The organism is Mycobacterium asiaticum (genome assembly GCF_001673635.1).
Lineage (GTDB): Bacteria > Actinomycetota > Actinomycetes > Mycobacteriales > Mycobacteriaceae > Mycobacterium > Mycobacterium asiaticum_C.
This window is the reverse complement of sequence record NZ_LZMH01000085.1, coordinates 1-24568: the sequence shown is the minus strand read 5'-3', so window position 1 is coordinate 24568 and position 24568 is coordinate 1. Positions and strand designations below refer to the sequence as shown.

General features: G+C 67.6%; 22 protein-coding genes, 1 tRNA gene and 1 pseudogene. 9 read left to right on the top strand and 15 right to left on the bottom strand.

What is annotated here, in order from left to right:
* Positions 1–6: 6 nt before the first annotated feature.
* Positions 7–102: transfer RNA gene (locus tag A5645_RS26085), tRNA-Sec, on the bottom strand.
* A gap of 42 nt (positions 103–144) precedes the next feature.
* Between A5645_RS26085 and selD the strand changes: the two genes are divergently transcribed.
* Positions 145–1116 (top strand): selenide, water dikinase SelD, encoded by a 972-nt coding sequence (gene selD / locus A5645_RS26080; RefSeq protein WP_065131566.1) that lies wholly within the window; start codon positions 145–147, stop codon positions 1114–1116.
* A 78-nt stretch (positions 1117–1194) separates the two neighbouring features.
* On the opposite strand, the gene nrfD is transcribed toward selD, so the two are convergent.
* From nrfD to A5645_RS26050, 5 genes are read right to left on the bottom strand one after another with little or no spacing between them, the layout of a single operon-like run.
* Positions 1195–2262, bottom strand: coding sequence for an NrfD/PsrC family molybdoenzyme membrane anchor subunit (gene nrfD / locus A5645_RS26075; protein WP_065131565.1), 1068 nt, complete (start codon positions 2260–2262; stop codon positions 1195–1197).
* The gene (locus tag A5645_RS26070; protein ID WP_065131564.1) at positions 2259–3221 is read right to left on the bottom strand and encodes a 4Fe-4S dicluster domain-containing protein; all 963 of its coding nucleotides are present in this window, start codon (positions 3219–3221) and stop codon (positions 2259–2261) included. The genes nrfD and A5645_RS26070 overlap by 4 nt, the downstream gene beginning before the upstream one ends.
* Positions 3221–6493 carry a formate dehydrogenase gene (gene fdh, locus A5645_RS26065; RefSeq protein WP_253867167.1) on the bottom strand — a complete coding sequence of 1091 codons (3273 nt, stop codon included), beginning with the start codon at positions 6491–6493 and terminating at the stop codon, positions 3221–3223. Before fdh ends, A5645_RS26070 begins: the two co-directional genes overlap by 1 nt.
* Positions 6494–6535: 42 nt before the next feature.
* Entirely contained in the window at positions 6536–7576 is a 1041-nt protein-coding gene (locus A5645_RS26055; protein WP_065131561.1) for an LLM class F420-dependent oxidoreductase, read from the bottom strand.
* Positions 7577–7578: 2 nt separating this feature from the next.
* Positions 7579–8007 carry a nuclear transport factor 2 family protein gene (locus A5645_RS26050; protein WP_301337006.1) on the bottom strand — a complete coding sequence of 143 codons (429 nt, stop codon included), beginning with the start codon at positions 8005–8007 and terminating at the stop codon, positions 7579–7581.
* Between the two features lie 120 nt (positions 8008–8127).
* Between A5645_RS26050 and A5645_RS26045 the strand changes: the two genes are divergently transcribed.
* Together A5645_RS26045 and A5645_RS26040 are read left to right on the top strand one after the other, a co-directional pair.
* Positions 8128–8706, top strand: coding sequence for a PadR family transcriptional regulator (locus A5645_RS26045; protein ID WP_065131560.1), 579 nt, complete (start codon positions 8128–8130; stop codon positions 8704–8706).
* Entirely contained in the window at positions 8703–10157 is a 1455-nt protein-coding gene (locus A5645_RS26040) for a flavin-containing monooxygenase (RefSeq protein ID WP_065131559.1), read from the top strand. Before A5645_RS26045 ends, A5645_RS26040 begins: the two co-directional genes overlap by 4 nt.
* 3 nt (positions 10158–10160) lie before the next feature.
* Here the strand turns inward: A5645_RS26040 and A5645_RS26035 are convergent, their stop codons facing one another.
* From A5645_RS26035 to A5645_RS26015, 5 genes are all read right to left on the bottom strand, one after another.
* Positions 10161–11234, bottom strand: coding sequence for a hypothetical protein (locus A5645_RS26035; protein ID WP_065131626.1), 1074 nt, complete (start codon positions 11232–11234; stop codon positions 10161–10163).
* Positions 11227–12078: an ABC transporter permease gene (locus A5645_RS26030; protein WP_253867166.1), complete on the bottom strand. Its 852-nt coding sequence runs from the start codon at positions 12076–12078 to the stop codon at positions 11227–11229. The genes A5645_RS26035 and A5645_RS26030 overlap by 8 nt, the downstream gene beginning before the upstream one ends.
* Positions 12068–12802: an ABC transporter ATP-binding protein gene (locus A5645_RS26025; protein WP_065131624.1), complete on the bottom strand. Its 735-nt coding sequence runs from the start codon at positions 12800–12802 to the stop codon at positions 12068–12070. The genes A5645_RS26030 and A5645_RS26025 overlap by 11 nt, the downstream gene beginning before the upstream one ends.
* A gap of 71 nt (positions 12803–12873) precedes the next feature.
* On the bottom strand, positions 12874–13896 hold the full coding sequence (locus A5645_RS26020) for an ABC transporter substrate-binding protein (protein WP_065131558.1): 1023 nt from the start codon (positions 13894–13896) through the stop codon (positions 12874–12876).
* A gap of 138 nt (positions 13897–14034) precedes the next feature.
* Positions 14035–16350, bottom strand: a complete 2316-nt coding sequence (locus A5645_RS26015) for a CehA/McbA family metallohydrolase domain-containing protein (RefSeq protein WP_065131557.1) — start codon at positions 16348–16350, stop codon at positions 14035–14037.
* Positions 16351–16428: 78 nt separating this feature from the next.
* Here A5645_RS26015 and A5645_RS26010 point away from each other — a divergent pair, with 78 nt between their 5' ends.
* Complete coding sequence (locus A5645_RS26010; protein ID WP_065131556.1) at positions 16429–17328, top strand: LysR family transcriptional regulator; 900 nt, start codon at positions 16429–16431, stop codon at positions 17326–17328.
* On the opposite strand, the gene A5645_RS26005 is transcribed toward A5645_RS26010, so the two are convergent.
* Positions 17318–17887, bottom strand: a complete 570-nt coding sequence (locus tag A5645_RS26005) for a TetR/AcrR family transcriptional regulator (protein WP_065131555.1) — start codon at positions 17885–17887, stop codon at positions 17318–17320. The genes A5645_RS26010 and A5645_RS26005 overlap by 11 nt on opposite strands.
* 86 nt (positions 17888–17973) lie before the next feature.
* Here A5645_RS26005 and A5645_RS26000 point away from each other — a divergent pair, with 86 nt between their 5' ends.
* Both A5645_RS26000 and A5645_RS25995 read left to right on the top strand, forming a co-directional pair.
* Entirely contained in the window at positions 17974–18381 is a 408-nt protein-coding gene (locus tag A5645_RS26000) for a hypothetical protein (RefSeq protein ID WP_065131554.1), read from the top strand.
* On the top strand, positions 18378–19850 hold the full coding sequence (locus tag A5645_RS25995; protein WP_065131553.1) for an FAD-dependent oxidoreductase: 1473 nt from the start codon (positions 18378–18380) through the stop codon (positions 19848–19850). The genes A5645_RS26000 and A5645_RS25995 overlap by 4 nt, the downstream gene beginning before the upstream one ends.
* A 3-nt stretch (positions 19851–19853) precedes the next feature.
* Here A5645_RS25995 and A5645_RS25990 read toward each other — a convergent pair whose 3' ends face one another.
* The 3 genes from A5645_RS25990 to A5645_RS25980 are packed head-to-tail and all read right to left on the bottom strand — an operon-like array spanning position 19854 to position 22150.
* Positions 19854–21056, bottom strand: coding sequence for an NAD(P)/FAD-dependent oxidoreductase (locus A5645_RS25990; RefSeq protein ID WP_065131552.1), 1203 nt, complete (start codon positions 21054–21056; stop codon positions 19854–19856).
* Positions 21057–21059: 3 nt separating this feature from the next.
* Positions 21060–21236, bottom strand: a complete 177-nt coding sequence (locus A5645_RS25985; protein ID WP_253867162.1) for a ferredoxin — start codon at positions 21234–21236, stop codon at positions 21060–21062.
* 8 nt (positions 21237–21244) lie between these two features.
* Positions 21245–22150, bottom strand: a complete 906-nt coding sequence (locus tag A5645_RS25980; protein WP_065131551.1) for a metal-dependent hydrolase — start codon at positions 22148–22150, stop codon at positions 21245–21247.
* A gap of 183 nt (positions 22151–22333) precedes the next feature.
* On the opposite strand from A5645_RS25980, the gene A5645_RS25975 reads away from it, so the two are divergent.
* The 3 genes and pseudogenes from A5645_RS25975 to A5645_RS28970 form a co-directional block, all read left to right on the top strand.
* A complete protein-coding gene (locus tag A5645_RS25975; RefSeq protein WP_065131550.1) occupies positions 22334–23548 on the top strand; it encodes a GNAT family N-acetyltransferase in 1215 nt (404 codons plus the stop codon).
* 12 nt (positions 23549–23560) lie between these two features.
* Positions 23561–24484: an NAD(P)/FAD-dependent oxidoreductase gene (locus tag A5645_RS25970; RefSeq protein ID WP_065131623.1), complete on the top strand. Its 924-nt coding sequence runs from the start codon at positions 23561–23563 to the stop codon at positions 24482–24484.
* A gap of 8 nt (positions 24485–24492) precedes the next feature.
* Positions 24493–24568, top strand: a pseudogene (locus A5645_RS28970) (TetR/AcrR family transcriptional regulator); the annotation flags it as partial.

Here is a 24568-nt window from a genome sequence, read left to right as displayed (position 1 = left end):
GGCAACTGGCGGAGGCGGACGGGAATCGAACCCGCCAGACCGAGATGCTCGGTCTCACCGGTTTTGAAGACCGGGGGGACCACCAGGAACCCAAACGCCTCCACGGGTAAACCTAACCCGATGCCGCACCCGTACGCTCGGGCCATGACCCGGCTCACCGGCTACGCCCACGGCGGCGGCTGCGCGTGCAAGATCCCGCCCGGCGAGCTGGAGGACGCGGTGCGCGGGCTCGTCGGGCAGACCGGCGACGGCGTGCTCGTCGGGCTCGACGACGGCGACGATGCGGCCGCCGTGCTGGTCGGCGAGCTGGCGGTGCTGTCCACCGCGGATTTCTTCACGCCCGTCGTCGACGATGCCTACGACTGGGGCCGGATCGCCGCGGCCAATGCGCTGTCCGACATCTATGCGATGGGCGGCCGGCCGGTGATCGCGATCAACCTGGTCGGCTGGCCCCGCGATGTGCTGCCCCTGGAGCTGATGACCGAGGTCCTGCGTGGCGGGCTGGCGGTGGCCGCGGAGGCGGGCTGTCCGGTGATCGGCGGCCATTCCATCGACGACCCGGAGCCGAAGTACGGCATGGCGGTGACCGGCATCGCGGACCCGGCAAAGCTACTGCGCAATGACGCCGCCGAGCCGGACCTGCCGCTTACCCTGACCAAACCGCTGGGCACCGGGTTGCTGAACAACCGGCACAAGCAGACGGGTGAGACCTTCGACGAGGCGGTTGAGACGATGACCCGCTTGAACCGGGACGCCGCCGCGGGCGCCACCGCCGCGGGACTGCGCGCGGCCACCGACGTCACCGGCTTCGGGCTGCTTGGCCACCTGCACAAGATGTGCCGGGCGTCCAAGGTCGGCGCGGTCATCGACCGCGGCGCGGTCCCGGTGCTGGAGGCGGCGCGATGGGCGCTGAAAGACGGCTTCGTTTCCGGCGGTACCCGCCGCAATCTGGACTGGGTGCGCCCGCATCTCACGTCCTCGCCGGACGTCACCGAGGACGACCTGCTGCTGCTGGCCGACGCACAGACCTCCGGCGGGCTGCTGGTGGTCGGCGAGTTGCCGGGTCATCCGGTGATCGGCCACACCGTGGCCGGCGGCGGCATCCAGATCCGCTGAGCCCGCGCCGAGCGTGGGGGCTGTGGCGCAAAAATCGCGATTTTCACCTGCAGAAGGCCCACGCTCGAGGCGAGAGCGTCAACCCCCGGTGGTGATCGAGTCGTCGGTGACACCGGCCGCGCGCCGTGCCGCAAGCCGCCGCTTCTGCGGCTCGATCGTGTAGCGCGGATCGCGCGCCGATTCCTTGCCCGCTTCGAAGAATCCGAACCGCAGCAGCGCCGAGGCCGCCAGCAGCGTCAGACCGGACAGGGCTGCGGTAGCGCGGTGTCCTCCACCGAGCAACGCCCCGAGTCCACCGGCGGCGGCCAGGCGTTCGCTCCATTCCAGCATCCGGCCGGGCGTCCCCTGGTGCAGTGGCTCGGCGGTCACCGGGTCCATCCGGTGCTCGGTGACTCGCGCCGAGACCAGGTCACACACCGCGCCGATGACCGCGAGCTTGCGGGCCGGACCGGCCTCGGCAACCGGGGTGGTGATCATGGCCAGCCCCGAGGCAGCCAGGCTCGCCGAGCTGACAAAGACGAACGGCAGGTCCCGGTACGCGGCGTTCCAGGTCGGCGTCGCGGTGTCGGAGAGCAGCACGGCGGTGTAGACCGCCAGCGGCGCCGCGAACAGCGCGGCTTCCAGGCCGGCGGGACCCTCGACCGCACGCAGCACGGGCCGCAACGGCCCGAGCGGCGCCCGTTCCCCGGTGAGCCGGTCCAGCTCGGACACCGCGGCCACTCCGGCACCGGCGCTGAAGGCGCTGAGAATCCACGAGCCCAAGCTCATCGGCGAGGTCAGCTTGACAGTGCGCAACATATTGACGAACCGCTCCGGCCGACCGAGGTCCTTGACCAGCGCCGCCGCGCCCAGCGCCACCGCGGCCAGCGCGGACAGCCGCGCGTTGCGCCGCAGCGTCGGCCGGCCGGTCAGCTGGGCACCGGCGGCCAGCAGGCCGGACCCGCCGGCCACCCCGCCCAGGAACAGGTACGCCCCCACCTCGTGCCCCCACGGCGCCGGCTTGACCACCGGGCGCCCGTAATACGAGGTGAACTCCGCTTCCGGCACCATCAGCGACTCGTCGCGCCGACGGCGCCCCTTGCCCCGGCGCCGCTTACCGCCGGCGGGTTCGGGTGGTCGCAGGCTGTCGTATTCGGACGTGCTCACCGGCTGCTCCAGAACGCCAGCACGGCCGCGCCCACCATGCCGGCGGCGGCGACCCCGGCCCGCTTGAACATAGTCGTCAGGTCGGCCGTACAGACCCGGGGGTCGGGCGGCAGGCCGTACACCTCCGGCTCGTCGAGCAGCAGGAAAACCGATCCGATTCCGCCGACACCGTCGTTCTCGTTGGCGCCGTAGAGGCGCGCCTCGCTGAGCCCCTGCGCATGCAACTGGGCGACCCGCTCGCGGGCCTGTGCGACGAGGTCGTCGTGGTCGCCGAACTTGATCGACGTGGTCGGGCAGGTCTTCGCGCAGGCCGGTATCTCGTCCTCGACGAGTCGGTCGTAGCAGAGCGTGCATTTCTGGGCCACGCCGGTGACGAACTCGTGCCCCGGCCGCTCGGAACGTTTCGCCGGTGTCGTATAGGTGCCGTCGCTGCGTCGCTCGACGACCCCGAACGGGCACCCCGCCACGCATGTGCCGCAACCGTTGCAGACGTCGTCCTGCACGACGACGGTGCCGAACTCGGTGCGGAACAGCGCGCCGGTCGGGCATACGTCGAGGCAACCGGCGTGCGTGCAGTGCTTGCACACGTCCGAGGCCATCAGCCAGCGGAACTCCGGGGTGGCGGGCGGTGTGGTGTCCGGCGCGCTGGGGATCGAAGGCATGCCGAGATTGACCAGCGCGCGGCCGGACTCGCGGGCCTGCTCGATTCTGTCCCGCCCTTGCTCGATGAACGCGACGTGCCGCCACGTGCTGGCCCCGAGGTGGCCGGTGTTGTCGTAGGAGGAGCCCAAGATCTCCAGGTCTCCGTCCAACGGGTTGCGGTTCCACTCCTTGCACGCCACCTCGCAGGCCTTGCAGCCGATACAGATCGAGGTATCGGTGAAAAATCCCTTCCGCGGCTGTGGCTCGGGCCAGCGCGCATCGGAAGTCGGGTCGGTAGGTCCGGCCAGCTGACCCATCAGCCCTCCCGTTCCGCATCGGTGACACGGACATTGTCCGTCTCGACGGTCACGCCCGCCCGCGACCGATACTCGTCGATCAGCCGCAGCAACGCATCGCCCTGCGGCCGTCGGCCCGGGCGGATGTCACACGATCCGGCCTTGGACTCCTGGATCTGCACGTTGGGATCCAGCACCACGCCCAGCAGGTCGTTGGCCGCGTCCCCGCTGACCACCGCGTCGCTGCCCACCCCCCAGTGGTAGGGCAAACCGATCTGGTGAATGGTGCGTCCGCCCACCACCAGCGGCGTCATCCGTTCGGTGACAAGCACTTTGGCCTCGATCGCGGCCCGCGGCGAGATGATGGTGGCCCAGCCGTACGGCTCCAGGCCGCGTTCGGCGGCCAGCTCCGGCGACACCTCGCAGAACATCTCGGGCTGCAGTTCGGACAGATAGGGCAACCACCGGCTCATTCCGCCCGCCGTGTGGTGCTCGGTCAGCCGGTAGGTGGTGAAGACGTACGGATACCCGTCCACGCCCGGGTCGTCGGCACTAGGCGCCCACAGATTGTCCTTGCGCGGGAACATGATTCGCGACGGACTCTGCTGTTGCGGATACAGCGCGTTCGTGACCGGCGACTCCTGCGGCTCGTAGTGCGTCGGCAACGGACCGTCGACCAGTCCCTTGGGCGCGAAGAGCCAGCCCTTGCCGTCGGCCTGCATGATGAACGCGTCGTCGCCGGCCAGGGCCGCGGGCCCGCCGATGTCCGGGTCGGGCCGGTCGCCGGGGGCGCGGTCGGGCGGGAAGTCCGGCACGTCGTGACCGACCCAGCGGCGCTGCTGTTCGTCCCACCAGACGTAGCGCTTGCGCTCGCTCCACGGCTTGCCGTCGGGGTCGGCGGAGGCCCGGTTGTACAGGATGCGCCGGTCGGCGGGCCACGCCCAGCCCCACTCGGACTGATTCGGCCGCGGGCCGCCCTGCGGCGCGCGGCGCGCGGCCTGGTTGACGCCGTCGGCCCGCACTCCGGAGTAGATCCAGCAGCCGCAGGAAGTGGATCCGTCGGCACGCAGTTCGTGATAGCCGGACAGCGGCCGGCCTACCTCGGGGCCGGTGAGCTGGAACCCGTTGATCTCGGCCAGCACCGCCTCGGAGTCCGGCTCGCCGTGCTCGTTGGTCGGGTAGTCCCAGGTGAGATCCAGCAGCGGGCGGTCCCCCTCATCCGTCGAACCGGCCAGGCGCTGCCGGATCCGGTTGCCCAGTTCGACGAAGAACTGCAGTTCGCTCTGGCAGTCGCCCGGCGGGTTGACCGCCTGGTGCCGCCACTGCACCATCCGTTGAGTCTGGGTGAACGAGCCCGCCTTCTCGACATGGCTGGCCGCCGGGAAGAAGAACACCTCGGTGGCGATGTCCTCGGTCTTCAACTCCCCCGACGCGATTTCGGGACCGTCCTTCCAGAACGTGGCGGACTCGATGAGGTTGAGGTCGCGAACGACCAACCACTTCAGGTGTGACATGCCGAGGCGCTGCATGCGGCCGTGCGCCGACCCGACGGCCGGGTTCTGTCCCAGCAGGAAGTACCCGTCGACCTCGTCCTCAAGCATGGCCATCACGGTCTGATAGGTGCCGTGCGGACCCGACAGCCGCGGGAGGTAGTCATAGGCCCAGTCGTTGTCTGCGCGGGCCGCATCACCCCACCACGCCTTGAGCAGGCTGACCAGGTAGGCGTCGGCGTCGGCCCAGTAACCCTTCTGGTTCTTCGGGCCGACCGCGTCGATGTAGTCCCGGAAGGTGTCGTGCAGTCCCGCTTTGGGCATCGGCAGATAGCCGGGCAACAGGTTGAACAGCGTCGGGATGTCGGTCGAGCCCTGGATGGTGGCGTGCCCACGCAGCGCCATGATTCCGCCGCCCGGTCGACCGATGTTGCCGAGCAGCAACTGCAGAATCGTTGAGGTCCGGATGAATTGGGCGCCGAGCGTGTGCTGGGTCCAGCCGACGGCGTAGGCGAAGCAGGTGGTGCGCTCGCGGCCGGAGTTCTCGGTCACCGCCCGGGCGAGGTAGTCGAAGTCTTGGAGAGGGATACCGCACACATCGCGCACCATCTCCGGGGTGTAGCGGGAGTAGTGCCGCTTGACGATCTGGAACACCGTCCGCGGATCCTGCAACGTCTCGTCCCGCACCACCCGGGCATGCGGCAACACCGGGCCCCCGCTGCCGTGCGAGTGGCCGGCGGCGCGCGCCGACGCGCTGGCGCCGTGCTCGCCGTTCTCCTGTTCGGCGTAGCTCCACGTCGAGGGGTCGTATTGGCCTGTCTCGGGATCGAACCCCGAGAACAGGCCACCGAGGTCCTCGGTGTCCCGGAAGTCGTCGTTGATCAGGGTCGCCGCGTTGGTGTAGGCGACCACATACTCCTTGAACCACAGCTCGTTGCTGATCACGTAGTTGATCAGCGCACCGAGCAGCACCACGTCGGAGCCGGCCCGGATCGCGATGTGCTTATCCGACACCGCCGACGTGCGGGTGAACCGCGGGTCGACGTGAATGACCTTGGCGCCCTTGGCTCTAGCCTCCTCGACCCATTGATAGCCGACGGGGTGGCACTCGGCCATGTTGGAGCCCTGGATGACGATGCAGTCCGCGTTGGCCATGTCCTGCAGTGATTGGGTGGCGCCACCGCGCCCGAAGGAAGTTCCCAGACCGGGAACTGTGGAGGAGTGTCAAATACGAGCTTGGTTCTCGATCTGGATGGCGCCCGCGGCCGTGAAGAGCTTCTTGATGACGTAGTTCTCTTCGTTGTCCAGCGTCGCGCCGCCCAGCGCCGCGATCTTGAGGGTGCGGCGCAGCGGATGGCCCTTCTTGTCGATGTCCTGCCACGCGTGTCGTCGCGCCTCCACGAAGCGGTCGGCCACCATGTCGATGGCGGTGTCCAGGTCCAGCGACTGCCATTCGGTCGCATGCGATGCCCGGTAGAGCATCTTGGTCTGCCGGCCCGGCGAATTCACCAACTGCTCACTGGCCGAACCCTTCGGGCACAGCCGCCCGCGCGACACCGGCGAATCGGGGTCGCCCTCGATCTGTACGACCCGCTCGTCCTTGACGTACACCCGCTGCCCGCAGCCGACCGCGCAGTACGGACAGATGCTCTGCACCACCCGATCGGCCGTTGACGTGCGCGGCGTCAGCGCACGCGTCTGCCTGGAGGTGACGGCCGGTCCGCGGCCGAGCACATCCCCGGACCGGAGCTGCCGGATAACGGGCCATTCCAGAAAGAGCTTGGGCAGCGAGTTCTTGGCCATGACGCGAGCTTAGCGGCGCGCACACCGGACCGCCGCCGACAACTAATCCGTCAGCTCGCGCAGCGTCTCGATGAGCTTGACCCGCTCGCCGGACGTCCCCGCGATGGGCGCCACATTCAGCGTCGTCACCCCGGCCTCGCGGAAGGCCGCCACCCGCTCCTTGACGAACTCCCGGCTGCCGATCAGGTTCACGTCGCGCACCAGTTCGTCGGGAACGACCTTCGCGGCGCCTTCCTTGTCGCCGGCCAGGTACAGCTCCTGAATCCGGTCGGCCTGCGGACCGTACCCGTACTTGGTGGCCAGCGTGTGATAGAAGTTCTTGCCCTTGGCCCCCATGCCGCCGATGTACAGCGCCAGGTGCGGCTTGACGAATTCACGTAGCGGCTCGACGTTTTCACCGATGGCCAGCGTGGGGCCGGCATAGACCTCGAGCTCGCCCAGCACCGGGTCGCGTTTTGACCGTCCGGTGCTAAGCGCCTGACCCCACACGTCCTGGGCCTTCTCCGGCAGGAAGAAGATCGGTTGCCACCCTTCGGCCAGCTCCGCGGCCAGCTCCACGTTTTTCGGCCCAAGTGCGGCCACCAGGATCGGAATCCGTTCCCGCACCGGATGGTTGATCAGCTTCAGCGGTTTACCGAGACCGGTGCCCTGCTCGGGCGGCAACGGGATCGTGTAGTGCTGTCCTTGGTAGCGGAGGGTCTCGCGGCGCCACACCTGACGGCATATCTCGATGACCTCCCGGGTCCGGGCGATCGGGGCGTCGTAGGGGACGCCGTGGAAACCCTCGATCACCTGCGGCCCGGAAGCGCCCAGCCCAAGGGTGAAGCGGCCGTCGGAGACGTAGTCGAGCCCGGCGGCCGTCATCGCGGTCAGGGTCGGAGTGCGGGTGTAAAGCTGCAGGATCCCGGAGGCCAACTCGACCCGCTCGGTGCTGGCCGCCAGATAACCCAGCGCGCTGACCGCGTCGTAGGAATACGCCTCGGGGACAAAGACAATGTCCAGCCCGGCGCGTTCGAGGTCCGCCACTTCGGCGGCGACTTCCTTGAAGCCGCCCGCATAGTTGATCGCCAGTCCGATGCGCATGATCAGCCCTGCGCCCGGCTCAGCTCGGGAGCCAACTCGCCGGCCTCCCGCTGGATGCGTTCGAACTGAGCGCCCATCGCCTCCGACAGTGCCGTCGCTCCGGAGAGCGGACGCACCATCACCATGAAGTCGTCGATCAGGCCGTCCTCGTTGAAGTGCAGGAAGTCGCAACCGGTGATCTTCTTGCCGGCCACCACGGTCTCGAACATGAACGCGTGGTCTCGGCCGTTCTCGTCGTGAATCTCGCGGATGTAGCGGAAGTCTTCGAACACGCGCAACACACCGCGCAGGATGGCCGCCGTGATCGGCTTGCCGACGTACGGCTTGAACGCGACCGGGCTGGTGAACACGACATCGTCGGCCAGCATTGCCTGGATGGCCGCCTCGTCGCGCTCCTCCACCGCTTTCCGGAAGGGGTGCTGGGAACTCACAAGAAACCTCGCATAGTCAAAACGTTGAGTAGTCGTGACCGACGCTAGAACGTGACCGCCTATATGTCTATAGGGAAATAATCACTTTGTTGAATAGGTGCGTTATTGTACGATCGGCCGATGTCGCTGCGTGACGCCGTGCTCGCCGCACTCCTCGAGGGTGAATCCTCCGGCTACGACCTGGCCAAAGAGTTCGACGCCTCGGTGGCCAACTTCTGGATGGCCACCCCGCAGCAGCTCTATCGCGAGCTCGACCGGCTTGCCGAGCAGGGCCTGATCCAGGCCCGCGTGGTGCACCAGGAACGCCGGCCCAACAAGCGGATGTACTCACTGACCGACGCGGGGCACCAAGCGATCCGGCACTTCACCGCACGGGCGCCCAGGCCGTCGGCGATCCGGGACGAATTGATGATCAAGGTCGCGGCCGCCGACGCGGGCGACCTTCGGGCCGTTCGGGATTCCGTCGCCGAACGCCTGCAGTGGGCCGTTGCCAAACTCGAACGCTATGAGCGGTTGCGGGCCCGGCTGCTGGCCGGACGCACCGAGGACGACTATGTCGCAGAGACCGACCGGGTCGGCCCCTACCTGACCTTGTTGCGCGGCATAGCATTTGAGCAGGAGAACGTCCGCTGGGCCGAGCGGGCATTGGCGATCATGGAGCGCCGCGGCTGCCCGGCGCGCCGCGGGGTCGATGCATGAGCCGTGAGCCGCGGGTGGTGATCATCGGCGCCGGCATGGCCGGGATCACCGCCCTGCACGTCTTCACCCGACGCGGATTCGCCGCGGTCACCGTACTGGAGAAGGCCTCCGACGTGGGTGGGGTGTGGCACTGGAATCGCTATCCGGGACTCACCTGCGACGTACCGTCTCAGCTTTACCAGTTCGGGTTCGCGCCCAAACCCGACTGGTCACACCTGTTCGCCGACGGATCTGACATTCAGCGCTACCACCGCGAGGTGGTGGAGTCACTCGGACTCGCGGAGCGAATCCGCCTGAATACCGAAGTCGTTGCGGCGCAATGGGACGAGGACACGGCGAGCTGGACGCTGACCACCGCCAGCGGGGACCGGATCGAGGCGGACGTCGTCGTCTGCGCGACCGGCGTGTTGCATCATCCCGCGGTACCCGAGCTACCCGGCCTCGACGAGTTCGCCGGCGCCACAGTGCACACCGCACGCTGGGATGACAGCATCACCACCGACCACAAGCACATCGCGGTGATCGGCACCGGCTCCACCGGCGTGCAGATCGTCTCCGCCCTGCAGCCGGGGGCCGCGTCCATCACCCACTACGTTCGTTCGCCGCAGTGGATCCTCTGGGCACCGATGTCCTTGCGACAGAGCGAGTTTGTCAGCACAGCGCTGAGACGCTTCCCGGCCGCCCACGACCGGCTGTATCGAACGCTGTTGTGGGCGTCGGGAATTCTGGCCGACGTCACCACCCGCCCGTCCTGGCGGCGGCGCGCGGTGCAGGGCTACGCCCGCCTGTGCCTGCGCCTACAGGTCCGCGATCCGGCATTACGCCACAAGCTGACCCCGGACTACCAGCCACTGTGCAAACGCCAGGTGGTATCCGAAACGTATTACCGGGCAATACAATCCGTGAATGCTGAGCTGGTGACTGAGCGGATCGACGAGGTGACCCCGGACGGGATCCGGACGGCCGACGGCCGCCACCGGGCGGCCGATGTGATCGTGCTGGCCACGGGCTTTGCGCCGCACAACTACATGCGGCCGATGCAGGTCACCGGTCGCGACGGCCTCACCATCGACAAGGCGTGGGCGAGCGGTCCGCGGGCCTACCTGATGACGGCGATTCCCGGCTTTCCGAACCTGTTCACCATGCTGGGACCGAACTCACCCACCGGGTCGATCTCGTTGCAGTACTCGGCCGAACGGACCGCCGAGTACATCGCGCGCTTCCTCGCCATGCTGCGGGACGGCATGGCGACGTCGATCGAGGTGACCGAGGAGGCCACCGACGAGTTCAACGACGCGGTGGCCGCGGCGATGCCGCCCACGGTGTGGAATACCGGCTGCAATTCGTGGTACCTCACCGACAACAAGACCATCGACCTGTGGCCGTATGACCGCGCCGCGTTGACGTCCATGCTGGCCGCCCCCGAGTCGGCGCACTTCGACATCCGTTGACGCTCAACACCACCGGAAGGGGCGCGGCAGGGTGATCGTGCGCTCCGCGGGCTGGTACCAACCCTGCGGGGCGTGCTGATCGGTGTGCAGGTAGCACTGCGCGCGAACGTAGCGGCTGCCGGGTGTGAAGGTGAGCAACCTGCTGATCGGCAGGGTGGTGATCGGCATGTGATGGCGACTCAGCGAAGCGACATTGAGAAACCAGGTGCCCCAGCGCTGCTCGATGTGCGTCTTGTTCCCGTGATTGTCATCGGGGTGGGTGTGCGTATGCCCGGCGAGCCACATCGCCACCCGGCCCGGCTGTTCGGCGAGGAAGGATTCGAATTGACCGGAGTCGGGCTTGCTGTCGACCCAGTAGAGATACGACGCCCCGTTCGGGGTGCCCTGGGTGAAGGGGCGGTGGTAATGCTCGTGCCACTGCCCGTCGTCTCCCTTGCGCACGCCCTCCCATTCACCCGAGGCGACGGTGGTGTCCTTCAACACGTAGTGATGCACCGTGATCACGTTGAGGTCGGGGTGGCGTGACACCATGTCCGTCCACCACCGGAACGTCTCGCCGCTGACCACCCCACCGGGATTGCCGCCCAGCGTTCCCCGGCCGAGCGGCTGCGTCGGCTCGTTGCGGTCGCTCATCATCAGAAAGAGCAGGTTCCCAACCCGGAATGAGTACCGCTCCCAGGTTCCGGTGACCGGATAGCGGCGAGCCCGCGGGTCCACCCCGGAACTCTCGGTGTGCTCGCCCAGGGGATCGATCCACTTCTGCCACCACCACCCGTCCGGCTCGTCGAGGCCGTTGCGGTCGTGATTGCCCGACACACTGTAGACGTCCTCGCGGCGGTGCCCGCGCAGCGCGCCGAACTGGCGCCGCACCTCGAGGCCTTCGGCGTCATCGGGCAGGCTGTGATGTGCGCCCGACATGTCCCCCACGTCGATCGCCAGGTCCCACTCGAAGCCGTCGCTCTCGGAGTGAACGATGGCCTCGGTTAGGCTTTCTCGCCCATACTGCTTGTCCGTGCCGACGTGCGCGTCGCCGAATGCCCACAGCCGGAGCGGACGTGTGGCCGGCGGGTCAGGCATCGTGATCGTCCAGCAGACCCCACCGTCGCCGGATGCGCACATCCAGCCAGCTGAACAACGCGTCGACGAGAATCCCGATCGTCAGAATGACGATCATGATGGCCATCGCCGAGGGCATGTCGGTGAGATTCTGCGCATTTTCCAGCAGCACCCCGATCGACGACGTGTTGGCGACCAGCACCACCAGCTCACCGGCCATCAGGCTGCGCCAGGCGAAGGCCCACCCCTGTTTGAGTCCGGCGACGAACATCGGCAGGGCGGCGGGCAGTATCACATGCCGATAGAGGGCGAAAGGCCTGAGCTGCAGTGCCTTTGCCGCGCGGAGCAGTACCGGCGAGATGTGGTCGACCCCGGAGATCACGCCGAGCGCCACCGATGGCACGGCTCCGATGACGATCACGAACAGAATCGCCGAGGTGTTGAGCCCGAAGAAGATGATGGCGAACGGAAACCACGCGATCGCCGGCATCGTTTGCAGACCGGTGATCAGCGGCCCGAATGCGGTGCGTAACGGCCTGTTCCGCGCGATGAGCGCGCCGATCACCGAGCCGATCAGCGCGGCCAGGGCAAAACCGGTCACGGCGCGTTCCATCGTGGTCCCGATGGCATCCCAGAGCAGTGGTCCCTGCAGCTGGTGCCAGAGGTTCTCGGCTACCGTGGCGGGACCTGGCAGCACGAACGGCGGTTTCCACCCGCTCAGGACGATCAGTTGCCAGCCGGCGATCGCCACCGTGAGCGCAACGAGTTTCGGCCATACGGCTGACGTGATGCGGCCGATGATGCCGCTACCCGCGGCATCGGCGGCCGCGGGGAGCCGGACCGGCTCATCGAGGTCAGTTGTCACTGGAGTTCCCGCTGCGGTTGAGTTGTTCGGTGATGTGTGCGGCCAACTCCGCAACCTCCGCGGTGTTGATGTCGCGGGGACGTGACAGCGGAACCGCGAACTGTTGGACGACGCTTGCGGGCCGTTGACTCAGCAGCACCACGCGGTCGGCAAGGCGTACCGCCTCCCGCACGTTGTGCGTGACGAAGACCACGGTGAGATTGCGGGACAACACAATCCGCTCCAGCTCGGCCTGCAGGCGGTCCCGGGTCAATGCGTCCAGCGCGGCAAACGGCTCGTCCATCAACAGCACATCGGCATCCTGGGCCAGCGCACGGGCCAGGGCCACCCGCTGCTGCATGCCGCCCGACAGTTGATGAGGTCGCCGGTCCGTGGACTCGGACAGTCCGACGGTATGCAGGAGTTCGCGGGCCGTCGCGCGCCGTTGCCGGCGTGGGATGGCCCGCGCCCGCAGGGCCATTTCCACGTTGTCCGCCGCGGTCAACCAGGGGAACAGGGCCGGCTCCTGGAACATCATCGCGATGCGGTGATCACCGATCTCGACCGAACCGGATGTCGGCTTGTCGAGCTTGGCGATCAGGGACAACAGCGTGCTCTTCCCGCACCCCGAAACGCCGACCACACAGACGAATTCACCCGCGGTGACCGTCAGTGACAACGGGCCCAGGGCCGCCACGGACGCCGCCCCCTTGCCGAAGCGCTTGGTGACTTCGGTCAGCCGCACGGCCGCCGGGGGCGGCGAGGCGTCTCTGACGGCGGGATACGGCACGGCGGCACCGCGTAGTGCGGCGGTCGTCACGCGGCCACCGGCGGCGCACCCTTCGCCGCGAGCTCACGATTGAGGGGGCCGAGGTCGAAGATGCCGTCGAGGTTCAGCGGCTGCAACAACCCGACCGAAACCGCCTTGCGGACCTGATCATTCAGCGATTGCACACCGGGATCGTTGGTGAACGTCGTCTCCTGGAACGACGCCGTCAGAACGTCTTGCGGCAACCCGCTGCCCAGCGCCTTGGTCAACGTGGCGTTGGCGGAGCGGGCAGCGGCGTCGGGATTGTTGTGGATCGTCTCGTTGGCCTCGATCTGACCGCGGATCAGCCCGGCCACGACGTCGGGGTGAGCGGACAAGAACTCCTGCCGGACCACCAGGATGGTGATCGTGTTGGGGTCCGACCAGAGCCGCACGCCGCCGGCGTTGACCAGCTGCACATCGTAGGGCGCGGATTCGATGGCGCCGTCGATCTGATTGTTGATGAACTGTTGCACGATCGCCGACTCGGGGTTGGTCGGTTTGATCGAGACATCGCCGCCGCCTTGCGGATTGGTCTTCAATCCGTTCTTGAGCAGCCAGTCCCGCAGACTGACGTCCTGGGCGCCGCCCAGCGCCGGATCGGCGAACGTCTTCCCGCGGAAGTCCTGCGCCGAGTTGATGCCCGGCTTGACGACCAGCGAAGTCCCTCCGGACGCGGAGCCGGAGATGATCTTGATGGCAGTGCCGTTGGAGCGCTGCCACGCGTTGAACGCCGGGTTGGGACCGATGAAGGCGGCGTCGAGATTGTTGGACAGCAATGCGGTGGTTTCGGCCGTGCCCTGGCCGAAGGGCTGTGGCTCGAACTTGACCCCGGGTCCCAGGTTTTTCGCGAACGCACCAGTGTCGATACCGACCAGGGCGGAGGCGTGGGTGATCCGGGTCAGGTAGCCGAGCCGCAGGGTGACACCGGACGAGTTCGACGATGGGGTGTGGCCGCCGCAGCCGACCAGCACCGCCGCACCGGTGAGGGCGAAAGCGACTACCGCAGAGAGATATTTACGAGGAAACACGGGTGCTCCGGGGATGGAAGGGGCGGGACGGGCGGAACCGGCGTGCTCAGCCGGCGTGCTGCGAACCCGGACAAGACGCGCAGGTGATGCGGCCGAAGTCAACGTGCCGGCGCCGGGTCAGTGCACTGCGGCCCGTCATCATGGCTGCGCCTGCGGTCGCGTGACGAACAGCGGGCTGGTCCAGATCTGGTGTCCGTCACTCTGCAACGCCCGCAGATAGACCGCACTGTGTTCCCGCGGCAGCGTCAGTGTCAGCGCACCGCTGACGGTGATGGGCAGTGCCGACGGGTCGGCGATGCGCTCGACCTGGATGTGCAGGTTCAAACCACCCGCGGGCTCAGTAATTTCGGCTTGATCGAGCAACTGCGCACCGGTCACGGTGAGGCTCGCACGATGTTCTTCTTCGAGCACCGTCGCCTCGATGTGTAACCGCGCCTGGTCAAGGTCGCCGAGCCGCATGATCAATCCGATGTCCGCACCATAGGTCGCGGTGTGCCAGTTGACGACCTGGCCGTCGGTGTCGATGCGCTGTTCGGGATGGCTGATGGCCCACGGTGATACGGAGTCGAGACTACTGCCCTCGACCCGCAACCGGCCCGTCCACGTCGCCCAGCGGTAACGGTCGCGGTGCCGCGCGCCACCCCAGCGGATCCGGACCAGCGAATCCGACAGCCCGGTTTCGGCGTTGAGATCGCGCCGCCACAACGGGCCGTGTGTGTCGTAGATCAGCAGGTCTTCGATGCCGGTGCTGCCGTAGACAGCGTAATCCGCGGTGAGTTCGTCGGCGGCCGTGAGGATTTCGTCGCCCATCCAGTCGTAGCCGCTGCGCAGCAATGCCACCGCCCGCGCGCCGGTGGTAGCCCAGGTGCGGCGGGAGCGCAGTGCGCGTCCGACGTGCTTGGCGGTGAGTTGTTCGGCGAGCACACCGGTCAGGCCGCCCTGCCCGCCGAAGATGTTGGCCCCGGGTGCACCACCACCGGGACGGCCGCGGTGTTCGTCGCTGGCGGCGCTGGCACCGACCTTGAGGCCGCGGGCCAACGCATCCTCGAGGAACCACGGACTGCTGCCCCAGCTGGAGTGCACCTCGATCAGTCGCTCCAGCTCGGGGTGGTGCCAATCCAGGACGGCCCGCCGGCCCCCGACATGCGGAATCAGCAGATAGGCTTCCGGCTCCTTCTCGTAGGCCGCGTACAGCTCGGTGATCGGCCACGTCTGCGGGCTCGGGGCGGCCGCAGCCATGCCCTGGCGCCATTCCAGCGACCGCGCGATGGTGGTGTCCTCGTCGAGGAAGACGACGTTGTGGTCGCCGCCCACGCCGGCGGTCCCGCACCACTCCACGCCGGGGAAACAAACGAAAGTGCCGTCCTGCGCGGCGGTTCGGCACGCGGCCACCACCTTCGACCAGGCGCCGTCGGTGATCTGGAAATCGTTGGCCGTGTATCCGAGGACGTCCAGGCCGCCGATGTCGCGCCCGTAGCGCAGGTTCCAGTCCGTGTTCTGCGTTCCGACGGTGTCGTTGGAATGCACGTGCAGATCGCAGAACAGTCCCCGCGGCGCGGGCAGATCCTCGACAACGTCGATGGCGACGGTGCACGGTCCGAAGGAGGTGCCGTCCGCCTCGGCGCTCAGCTTGATGTAAGCCTTTTCCGCCGGGACGTCCAAGACGGCATGCGCCCAGCCCGTCGCCGTAGTGGTTGCGGTCGCGATGATCTCGCCGTCGACCTCGGCGCGCACCGTCGCCGCGACGTCCTGGCAGGCGTTGCCCCACCGGTCCTGCAGGTGGGTGCGCAGCTGCGCCGTCCTGGTGCCGGCGCCGACCACCCGCGGCCCATGCACCACCAGGCGGTCAGGCGGGCCGGCAGTGACGGCGAGCTTGGCGACCGCGGCGTGCGCCATCCGGGAGGTGCCGAGCGGATCGACGTAGAGGTGCACCTCGAAGTCGTCCTCGACGAAGGTCTGCACCCGGGTTCCTGGTCCCCCGAATCGGCGGTCGCCGAGCCGGATCTCGATCACGTCGGCGGGACGCAGATAGCCGTCCACCACGTGAACCAGCAGCGATTTCTGGAAGGGCCGTTCCCCGCCCTTGACGTCGTAACGGGTGGCCAGTCGCTGCACGGTGGCCCGGCCGTCGGGCGATGCGCCGCCCAGCACCGAGCGACTGACGAGCGACGCGGTGGCGAAGTCGCGCCCGGTGGGGTCGGTGGTCTGCAGGTCCCAGTCGGAGTAATAGCGGAAGCACAGCTTCAGCCAGCCACTGTCGGCGATGCCGGATTGCCCGACGGTGTAGGTGAATACGATTTCTTCGGTTGCGCCGGCGACCACCCGCTCCGTCTGGCAGGTCAAAGTACCCAGAAACGGCAGCGTCGCGAATTCGGCCGTGATCCGGTCCCGTACCTCGACCGACGAGCAGTCGTTGGTCCGGAGACCGCCAACGGGCCGCACGACGACAGACATGCCGCTTATTGTGTGCGTCCGACACTTAGGCGTCCAGCGCATAGATATGATCCGATCAATCATCGAAAGTGATCGATCGTGAACCTTCAGCAGCTTCGCTACGTTCTCGCCGTGGCCGAGACCCGCAGCTTCACGCGCGCCGCGGAAACATTGTTCGTGGTGCAGTCGGCGCTGAGCCAGCAGGTCCGCAAACTCGAGGATGAGCTGGGCGTTTCCGTCTTCAACCGCACCACCCGGTCAGTCTCGCTGACGCCGGCCGGCGAGGCCCTGCTGCCGCTGCTTCGACAGGTCATCGCCGGAGTGGATCAGATCGCGATCGATGCCCAAGCGCTGCGGGGAATGGTGACCGGCCGACTTAGCGTCGGGATGATGGAAATTCCCTCGGAGAGCCTCGATGTCGCCGCGCTCATGGCGACCTTCCACGCCCGCTACCCCGACGTCACGGTGACGCTGCGCAGCGGCGGCAGCGACCTGCTCGTCCAGGCCACCCGGGACCGCAATCTGGACGCGGCGATCGTCGGCTCCAATGACGCGCGTTCAAACGAGCAGCTCACCTTCGAGCATCTGTTCACCGAGTCGCTGGTCGCCGTGCTGCCACAGGGACACCCCCTGGCCGCCCACCCGTCGGTGTCGCTGCGGGAATTGGCCGAAATCCCGTTCATCGACTTCCCGCCTGGCTACGGTCTGCGCCGCGAGACCGATCGCGGGTTCGCCGACGTCCGGCGTCGGGTCGCCTTCGAAGTGACCCGCGTCGACGAGGTGATCCACTTCGTCTGCCAGCAACTCGGTGTCGCGTTGCTGCCCGAGTCGGTGGCCAACAGCCGGGCCGAGGTCAATGCAACCCTGGTGCTGCTGCCCGTTCGAGGCGCGGACCTACGGCGCGAGGTTCACCTGGTGGCACCCCCGAGCCGCCTGCGGTCCGCGGCCACCCACGCGTTCATCCAGTGCGTGCACGAGCACATCGGCGTCACGAGCTGACCGGACCGGTCAGGTAACGCGCGAACACCGGACGCAGCCAATCGGCGAGGGTCGCGTCGTCCATCTCGGTCAGCGCCGGGATCCGTAGGATGTAGCGGGCCGTCGCCAGCCCGAGCACCTGGGATCCCACCAGCGCGGCACGCTCGGCGGGATGGTCCGGGACGGCGGCGGCCAGCGCCGGCGCCACCCGGTCGACGAACACCTCGAGCATGGCGTCCGCGGCGGCGCGGTTGGTCGCGGCCGCGCGCAACAGCGGCAGAAACGGACCGTCGGATCCCCAGACCGAGACGAACATCGGCAGCAACACATCGACGAGCCGATCGGGCGGGACAGCACTGAGGTCCGGGAAGGTGATGTCGAATCGCGATGCCGCCGCGAACAATTCGGCCTTGCTACCGAAGTAGTGCATGACCAGTGCCGGGTCCACCCCGGCCGCGGCCGCGATCGAACGGATCGTGGTGCGTTCGAAGCCGTGGTTGGCGAATTGCGAGCGTGCCGTCGCCAGGATGGCCGCTCGCGTTGTCTGTCCATCGCGCTTCTCGCGAGGCTTCAAAGGCATGCCCAGCAGTGTATTCAACAATTGTTGACACGACCAGACCCGGGGTTTACCGTTGACTTCAACAGTTGTTGAAATTGGAGGTTCTCATGACCGTAACCGCCATTCAGATAGGTCTCGACCCCGACGTGATCGACTGCTCATCGCCGGACTTCGCCCAGTTCCCCGGCCTTAACCGGGAAAAGCTGCGTGCCGCCAATGACGACAACGTCGCGGCGTTGCGCGCAGCGGGCTACCGGGTCGACAACTGCCTGATCGACTTCGGTGAGGCGGGCGCTGCCAAGGCCCGCCAGTGGCTGCAAGCCAACTCCTACGACGCGGTGCTGATCGGGGCGGGCGTGCGGCTGGTCGCAACCAACACGCTGCTCTTCGAAGCGATCGTCAATGCCGCGCACGTCGCACAACCCAACTGCCGCTTCGTGTTCAACTACGCGGCCCAGTCCACGCCCGACGACATCCGCCGTTGGTACCCGCACCCCGAGGCGGTGGCGAAATGAGCGGCTATGACGTCGATGTACTCGTTGTGGGCGCTGGGCCCACCGGACTCACCGCGGCCGGTGACCTGGCCCGGGCCGGCCGGTCGGTCACCGTGCTGGAGCGCTGGCCCACCGTCAACCCGGCCAGCCGGGCGTTTGCCACCATGGCCCGCACCCTTGAGGTGCTCGACGCCCGCGGGCTGGCCGAGGACCTGCTGACCCGGGCACATCGGGCGCCGGGCGTCACGATCTTCGGCGGCGCCCGCATCGATCTCACCCAACTCGACTCGCCCTACCGGTTCGTGGCGGTCACCCCACAGACCAACGTCGACGCGGCGCTGCGCGAGTACGCCGTCGCGCAGGGCGCCGATATTCGCCGCGGCATCGAGGTCACCGGCCTCGAACAGGATTCCACCGGGGTCACAGTCCGCACGGCTGGCGGGAGACTTTGGCGCGCACGGTATCTGATCGGTGCCGACGGCGCGCACAGCACGGTCCGCCCCTTGGTGGGCGCGGATTTCCCCGGTAAGACGGTGCTGTCCTCGATCGTGCTGGCCGATGTCAAGCTGGCGCACCCGCCCGCCGGCGACGGACTGAAGGTCGGCAGCACCCGGAACTCGTTCGCGTTCCTGGCGCCGTATCAGCGGCGCGACGCGCAGGGCTCGTGGTACCGCGCGATGACCTGGGACCGCGGCTATCAGGTGCCCGATGACCAGCCCGTCTCCGACGAGGAGATCATCACCGTCCTCGACCAGGCCATGGGCGCCGAGCTGACGGTGGTGGATATCCAGTGGAAATCCCGATTCCATTGTGAGGAACGGCAAGTCACGCGCTATCGGCACGGTCGTGTTTTCCTGGCCGGTGATGCCGCCCACGTACACTCGCCGATGGGCGGGCAGGGCATGAACACCGGCATCCAGGATGCGGCGAACCTGGCGTGGAAGATCGACGCCGTGCTCGGCGGTGCGGATGCCGGAGTGCTCGACACCTATCATGACGAGCGGTACCCGATCGCCAAACGGGTGCTGTTCCAGTCCGGCATGCTGGCCCGCGGCGTCACACTGCATCCCCGCGTGGCGCGAAGGTTGCGAAACCTGCTGGCACCGAGGCTGCTTCGCCTCTCCCGGGTGCGCGACACGGTCGCAGGCAGCTTCGCCGGTACGACATTGCGGTATGGCCGCCGCCGCGACGACCACCCGCTGGTGGGCACCCGCGCCACCCAGATCCCGCTCACCCAGGGACGGCTCACCGAGCTGCAGCGGATCCTGCCCAGCTTTGTGCTGGTTCGCGAACAGGGCGCAGCCGCGGTCGATGCCGTCGACCTACACCAGGCCGAACGCTGTGATGACGGTCCGGCGGTGCTGGTCCGACCGGACGGCTACACCGCCTGGGCCGGCGAGTCGGCCGATCGGCCCGGGTGGACGGCGGCGCTGGCGCGCTGGACCGGAGCCGGGCGCATTCATGGCGCCGGTCTGCAAGCCGTGCCCTGACGGCTAATCCGGTGGACTGGGCGGGAATTCCGCTTGAGTCCGGACGACATCCCGATAGGCGTCCACGCGCCCCGGTACGGTGCCCAGCACCGCCGTCGTGTGACCGTCGCGGCCATAGGCAGCGACGAATTCCCACGTCGCTGGATCACCCTCGAGGATCTTCATCCCGTCGTAATCGGTTGGAAAACCCAGCATCTGGACCTTGACGTCATACTGGTCCGACCAGAAGTAGGGCACCTCTCGGTACTCCCGCGCGCGATCGCGGCCTGCCAACAGCGTCCGCGCCGCCGCCGCGCCCTGACGGCCGGCGTGATCCCAGTGCTCGATGCGTAGCTGTCGCCCGTACAGCGGGTGCCACCAGGACGCCACATCACCGGCGGCCACGACGTCGGTACCTCCTTCGACCGTCCCGGTGGCATCACAGACCACCCCGTCGTCCACCCGCAGTCCGGAACCCTCGAGCCAGCCCGTCGCCGGAGTGACACCTAAGCCGATGACGACGAGATCGGCGGGCACCTGCGAACCGTCGGTGAGGCGGACGGCCTGAACATGCCCGTTGCCGACGAACTCGTCGACGCCCACGTCGACTCGCAGATCGACACCATGCTGGCGGTGCAGGTCGGCCCAGTGCGGCGCCAACTCCCCGCCCAGTGCGGCGAGCAACGGATTGGCAGATCGCTCGATCAGCACCACCTCGAGCCCGATCTCCCGGCACGTTGCGGCGACCTCGGCACCGATGAAGCCCCCTCCGACCACGACGACCCGAGGCCGCGAGCTCAGACGCTCGCGAATCGACAGGCAGTCGTCGACCGTGCGAAGCAACATCACGCCGTCCGGCAGTGGCCCGTTCGGCCACTCACGCGGAACCGCACCGCTGGCGATCACCAAACCGTCGAAATGCAAAGCCAATTCGTCGTCGCCGTCGCGGACCTGCAGGGTCCGGGACGACATGTCCAGTCCGAGCGCCGACGCGCCACGCAGGACCCGTGCCTCCATCTCGAACTGCGGCGCCAGGTCGATGCCGGCGCGGTGCACCTTCCCACTGAGCAACTTTTTCGATAGCGGCGGACGATGATAGGGCGCGCAGCGTTCCGCGCCCACGATCGTGAGCTCGCCGTCGTATCCGTCCTGCCGCAGCGTCTCGGCGGCGCGCGTCCCGGCAATCCCGGCGCCGACGACAACCACTTGTTTGAGGGACGTCGGCATCGTTCAGTCCCTTACCGTGATCGCCTGGGTCGGGCAGGACACTTCGGCGCCCTTCAACTGCTGACGAAATTCTTCACCCGGCTCCTCCTGCAGGACGTGAAGCCCGTCTTCGGCCACCTCGAACACCTCATGGCAGATGCTCATGCACACGCCGTTCCCATCGCAGGTGTCCAGATCCACTGAAACCCTCATCGCAGCGCCGCCTGTCGCGCGCGCTCGCGAGCGGCCTTGGCCACCGGCGAGTAATTCAGGTAGTCGATCGCCATCTGCGTATCCGCCTCGGCACTGGGGTGATGGCTGGGCCGCATATACCGCACGGGCGAGGTCACCAGCAATTTCCACGGCCCGGGTAGCCGGTATTGCCGAGCCGCCCGCATCCAGTCGCGCCATCGCCATTTCTGATCGATGGTCGGGTCGTGGTTCATCAGATACCTGGCTCCGGCGACCCACCAGCCGATGAACAGTGGTGCGGTCATGAACATGGAGAAAGCGCGGATCGTGTAGCTGCCGCAGACGTGCTGGTAAACGTCGAACACCAGGGAGCGATGCTCGACTTCCTCCGCGCCGTGCCAGCGCAGCAGATCCAGCATCATCGGGTCGGCGCGGGCGTAATCGAGACCCTGGTTGGTCAGCACCCACTCGCCCAGCATCGCGGTGAAATGTTCGAGCGCGGCCACATCCGCCAGGCGCCGGTACAGCCACCAGCGGCGCAGTGGCGGCGGAAAATACCTGGGCGGATCACCGAGGCTGAATGACAATGTCTTACCGAGTCGGTCGGTGTACGGCTTGGTGTCAATGCCCTGTTCGGCAAGATGGTCAAGCACCACCTGGTGCGCCCACGCATGCCAGGATTCCTGCTGGATGAACGGCTTGATGGCCGCCTCCAACTCCGGATCGTCGACGAGCGACGAGGCCTCCAGTACCGCCTTGATGAAGTGACGCTCGCCCTCGGGCAACAACAGATGCAGGACGTTGATCATGTGTGTCGAGAACGGGTCATCGGGGACCCAATGCAGAGGCGTCTCCGACCAGTCGAAGCGAACCATCCGTCGAAACTTCGGGTGTCCGTCGTGATGAAGTGCCACTTCTGGCATACGTAATTCCTTCCGCCCGCTAAGCACTCTTGCGCGTTCACGCATTGACAGAGCGGCTGCCCGCAAGGACTACCGGGCTACACGGATTAACTGCGAACAACCGTTCACTCAACGTGTACCCACCCGCTCGGCGGTCTAACGTGCCCGCGCCAACTGACCGACGACATGGCGTAAGAAGAGTGGGTGACCACCGACATCCGCGTGCTGGACGGCGAAGCCGATCTGCTGGCCGCGTCGAACGTGTTCCGCACCGCCATGGTCGGATTCCCGCCGCTGGACCTGGCGCCCGGCCAGATCGCCACCATGCTCGAACCCGGCCGGACCATCGGCGCGTTCGTCGACGACCGCCTGGTCGGTACTGCCGACGCGGTGACCAGCACACTGACCTTGCCCGGCGGTGAGATCGTGGGCCATGCCGCCGTGACGCACATCGGGGTCCTGCCGTCCTACACCCGCCGAGGCGTTGCCAGCGGTCTGGTCGGACATCAATTGCGCGATTTCGCCGCCCGCGGTGAGGTGGTCGCGACATTGCGGGCCTCGGAGGCGACGATCTACGGGCGCTACGGCTACGGGGTAGCTAGTTCCACGCAGAGCGTGGAGGTGCAGACGGCGCGGGCGGCGTTTCGGCCAGGCGTTGAGTCGGGCGGTCCGGTGCGGTTGCTCGATGTGGCGCAGGCGTGGGACTTGTTGCCGCGTATCTATTCCGTGCACCGCCCGGCCCGGCCAGGCACCATCGACCGCCCCGAGGTGTGGTGGCAAAGCGTCCGGCGGCGCAGTGAATCCGGGCCTGGCCCTTTGTATATCGCGGTGCACGGCGAACCCGGATCGGAGTCGGGATTCGCCCGCTACCGTCCCATCGACACCGACCGGTGGTTCGTCAGCGACCAGCGCACCATCGTGGTGGAGGACTTCTTTGCCCCCAGCACCGACGCCTACCTCGGCCTGCTCCGTTTCCTGCTGGGTTTGGATCTGGTCGACCGCGTGATGTTCTGGATGCTGCCCCTCGACGACGCGCTGCCATCGCTGCTGACGGATCGGCGCGCCGCCAAGGTGACCGCGGTTTACGACGAGACGTGGTTGCGCATCATCGACGTCCCGAACGCGCTCGCCGCGCGCCGCTACTCCGGTGCCGGTTCATTCACCCTTGCGGTCAATGATGCTCTGTTGGAGGGTAATTCGGGGGTCTTCGCAATCAGCGGCGACGGCGCCACGCTTACCGATCGCTCGCCGGACGTGCACGTTGAGGTCGAAGGTCTAGGCGCGGTCCTGCTCGGCGGTGCGACGTGGCGCAGTCTCGCTCTGGCCGGGCTGGCGCGGGCCGATGATCCCGCGGCGCTGGCGGTCGCCGACGAGTTGTTCGCGGTGCCCCTCGCCCCCTACTCCGGCTTCTACTTCTGAGTGCTGCGGAGCATGATCGTCATCGTCGGCGCCGGCATCTCGGGGCTCGCGGCCGCCTACACACTGTCCCGGCGCGGTGAACACGCGCTGGTGATCGAGCGTGGCGAGCCGTTCGCCGAGCAGTCTGTCGGGCTGGCGCGGATCTTCCGCATCGCGCACCAACGCCCGGAATTGTGTCGGCTTGCCCTGCATGCCCGCGAGGGCTGGCGGCGCTGGGAGTCAGAGTTCGGCGCAGGACGGCTGCTGGGCTCCGAAGGTTTTATCTCCGCTGGTGCAGTCGACGCTGTCGCCGCCGCCATGCGCGAGGCGGGCGCCGAGTTCCGGCGGCTCGACCGTGGCGAAATCGCCGCACACCTTCCCTTCGTCGACGTGCCTTGGGAGACCGGCATTTTCGATCCGCTCGGCGGCAGCTTGCGCATCCGTCGGGCGTTGACCGCCCTGGCCCAGCGCGCGGACATCCGGCGGGCCGATGTCCTGTCGGTCGCCGACGACGGTGCGGTCGCGCTCGGGGACGGAACGCAGCTGCGGGCCGAGCGGGTGCTGATCTGCGCCGGTGTGCAGACCCCCGCCCTGTTCGGTCCACTCGACATCGAGTTCGGCTCGCACACCCGGTTCACCTACCAGGGCGCCGATGCGACCGGCGCCGCCTGCCTGTCCGCGCCGGAGGGCTACGGCCTGCCCATCGGCAGCACCGGTCGCTGGGCCTTCGGCCAGGACGTGGCGGACCCGGCGACCGTGCGCCGGCTGTTCCCGACGTTGACGCCGGTGGGTCAGGTGGACTGCGTGACGGCGCGCGCGCCCTGGCTGGATGCCGGCGGCGACGGCTGGGCACTGCGCCGCCGCGGCCGGGTCACCGGGTTCGTTGGGGCCAACCTGATGAAGTTCGGGCCAGTGCTCGGTGAACTCCTCGCCGATTTCGTGCTGGACGCCGGCTGAGGAGGTTGCGCGAGCAGTACGACGCCGGCGAACCCGACAGCGTCGAGAACGCCGTGCGCACGGCGGGTCAGCTGATCTGGAGCA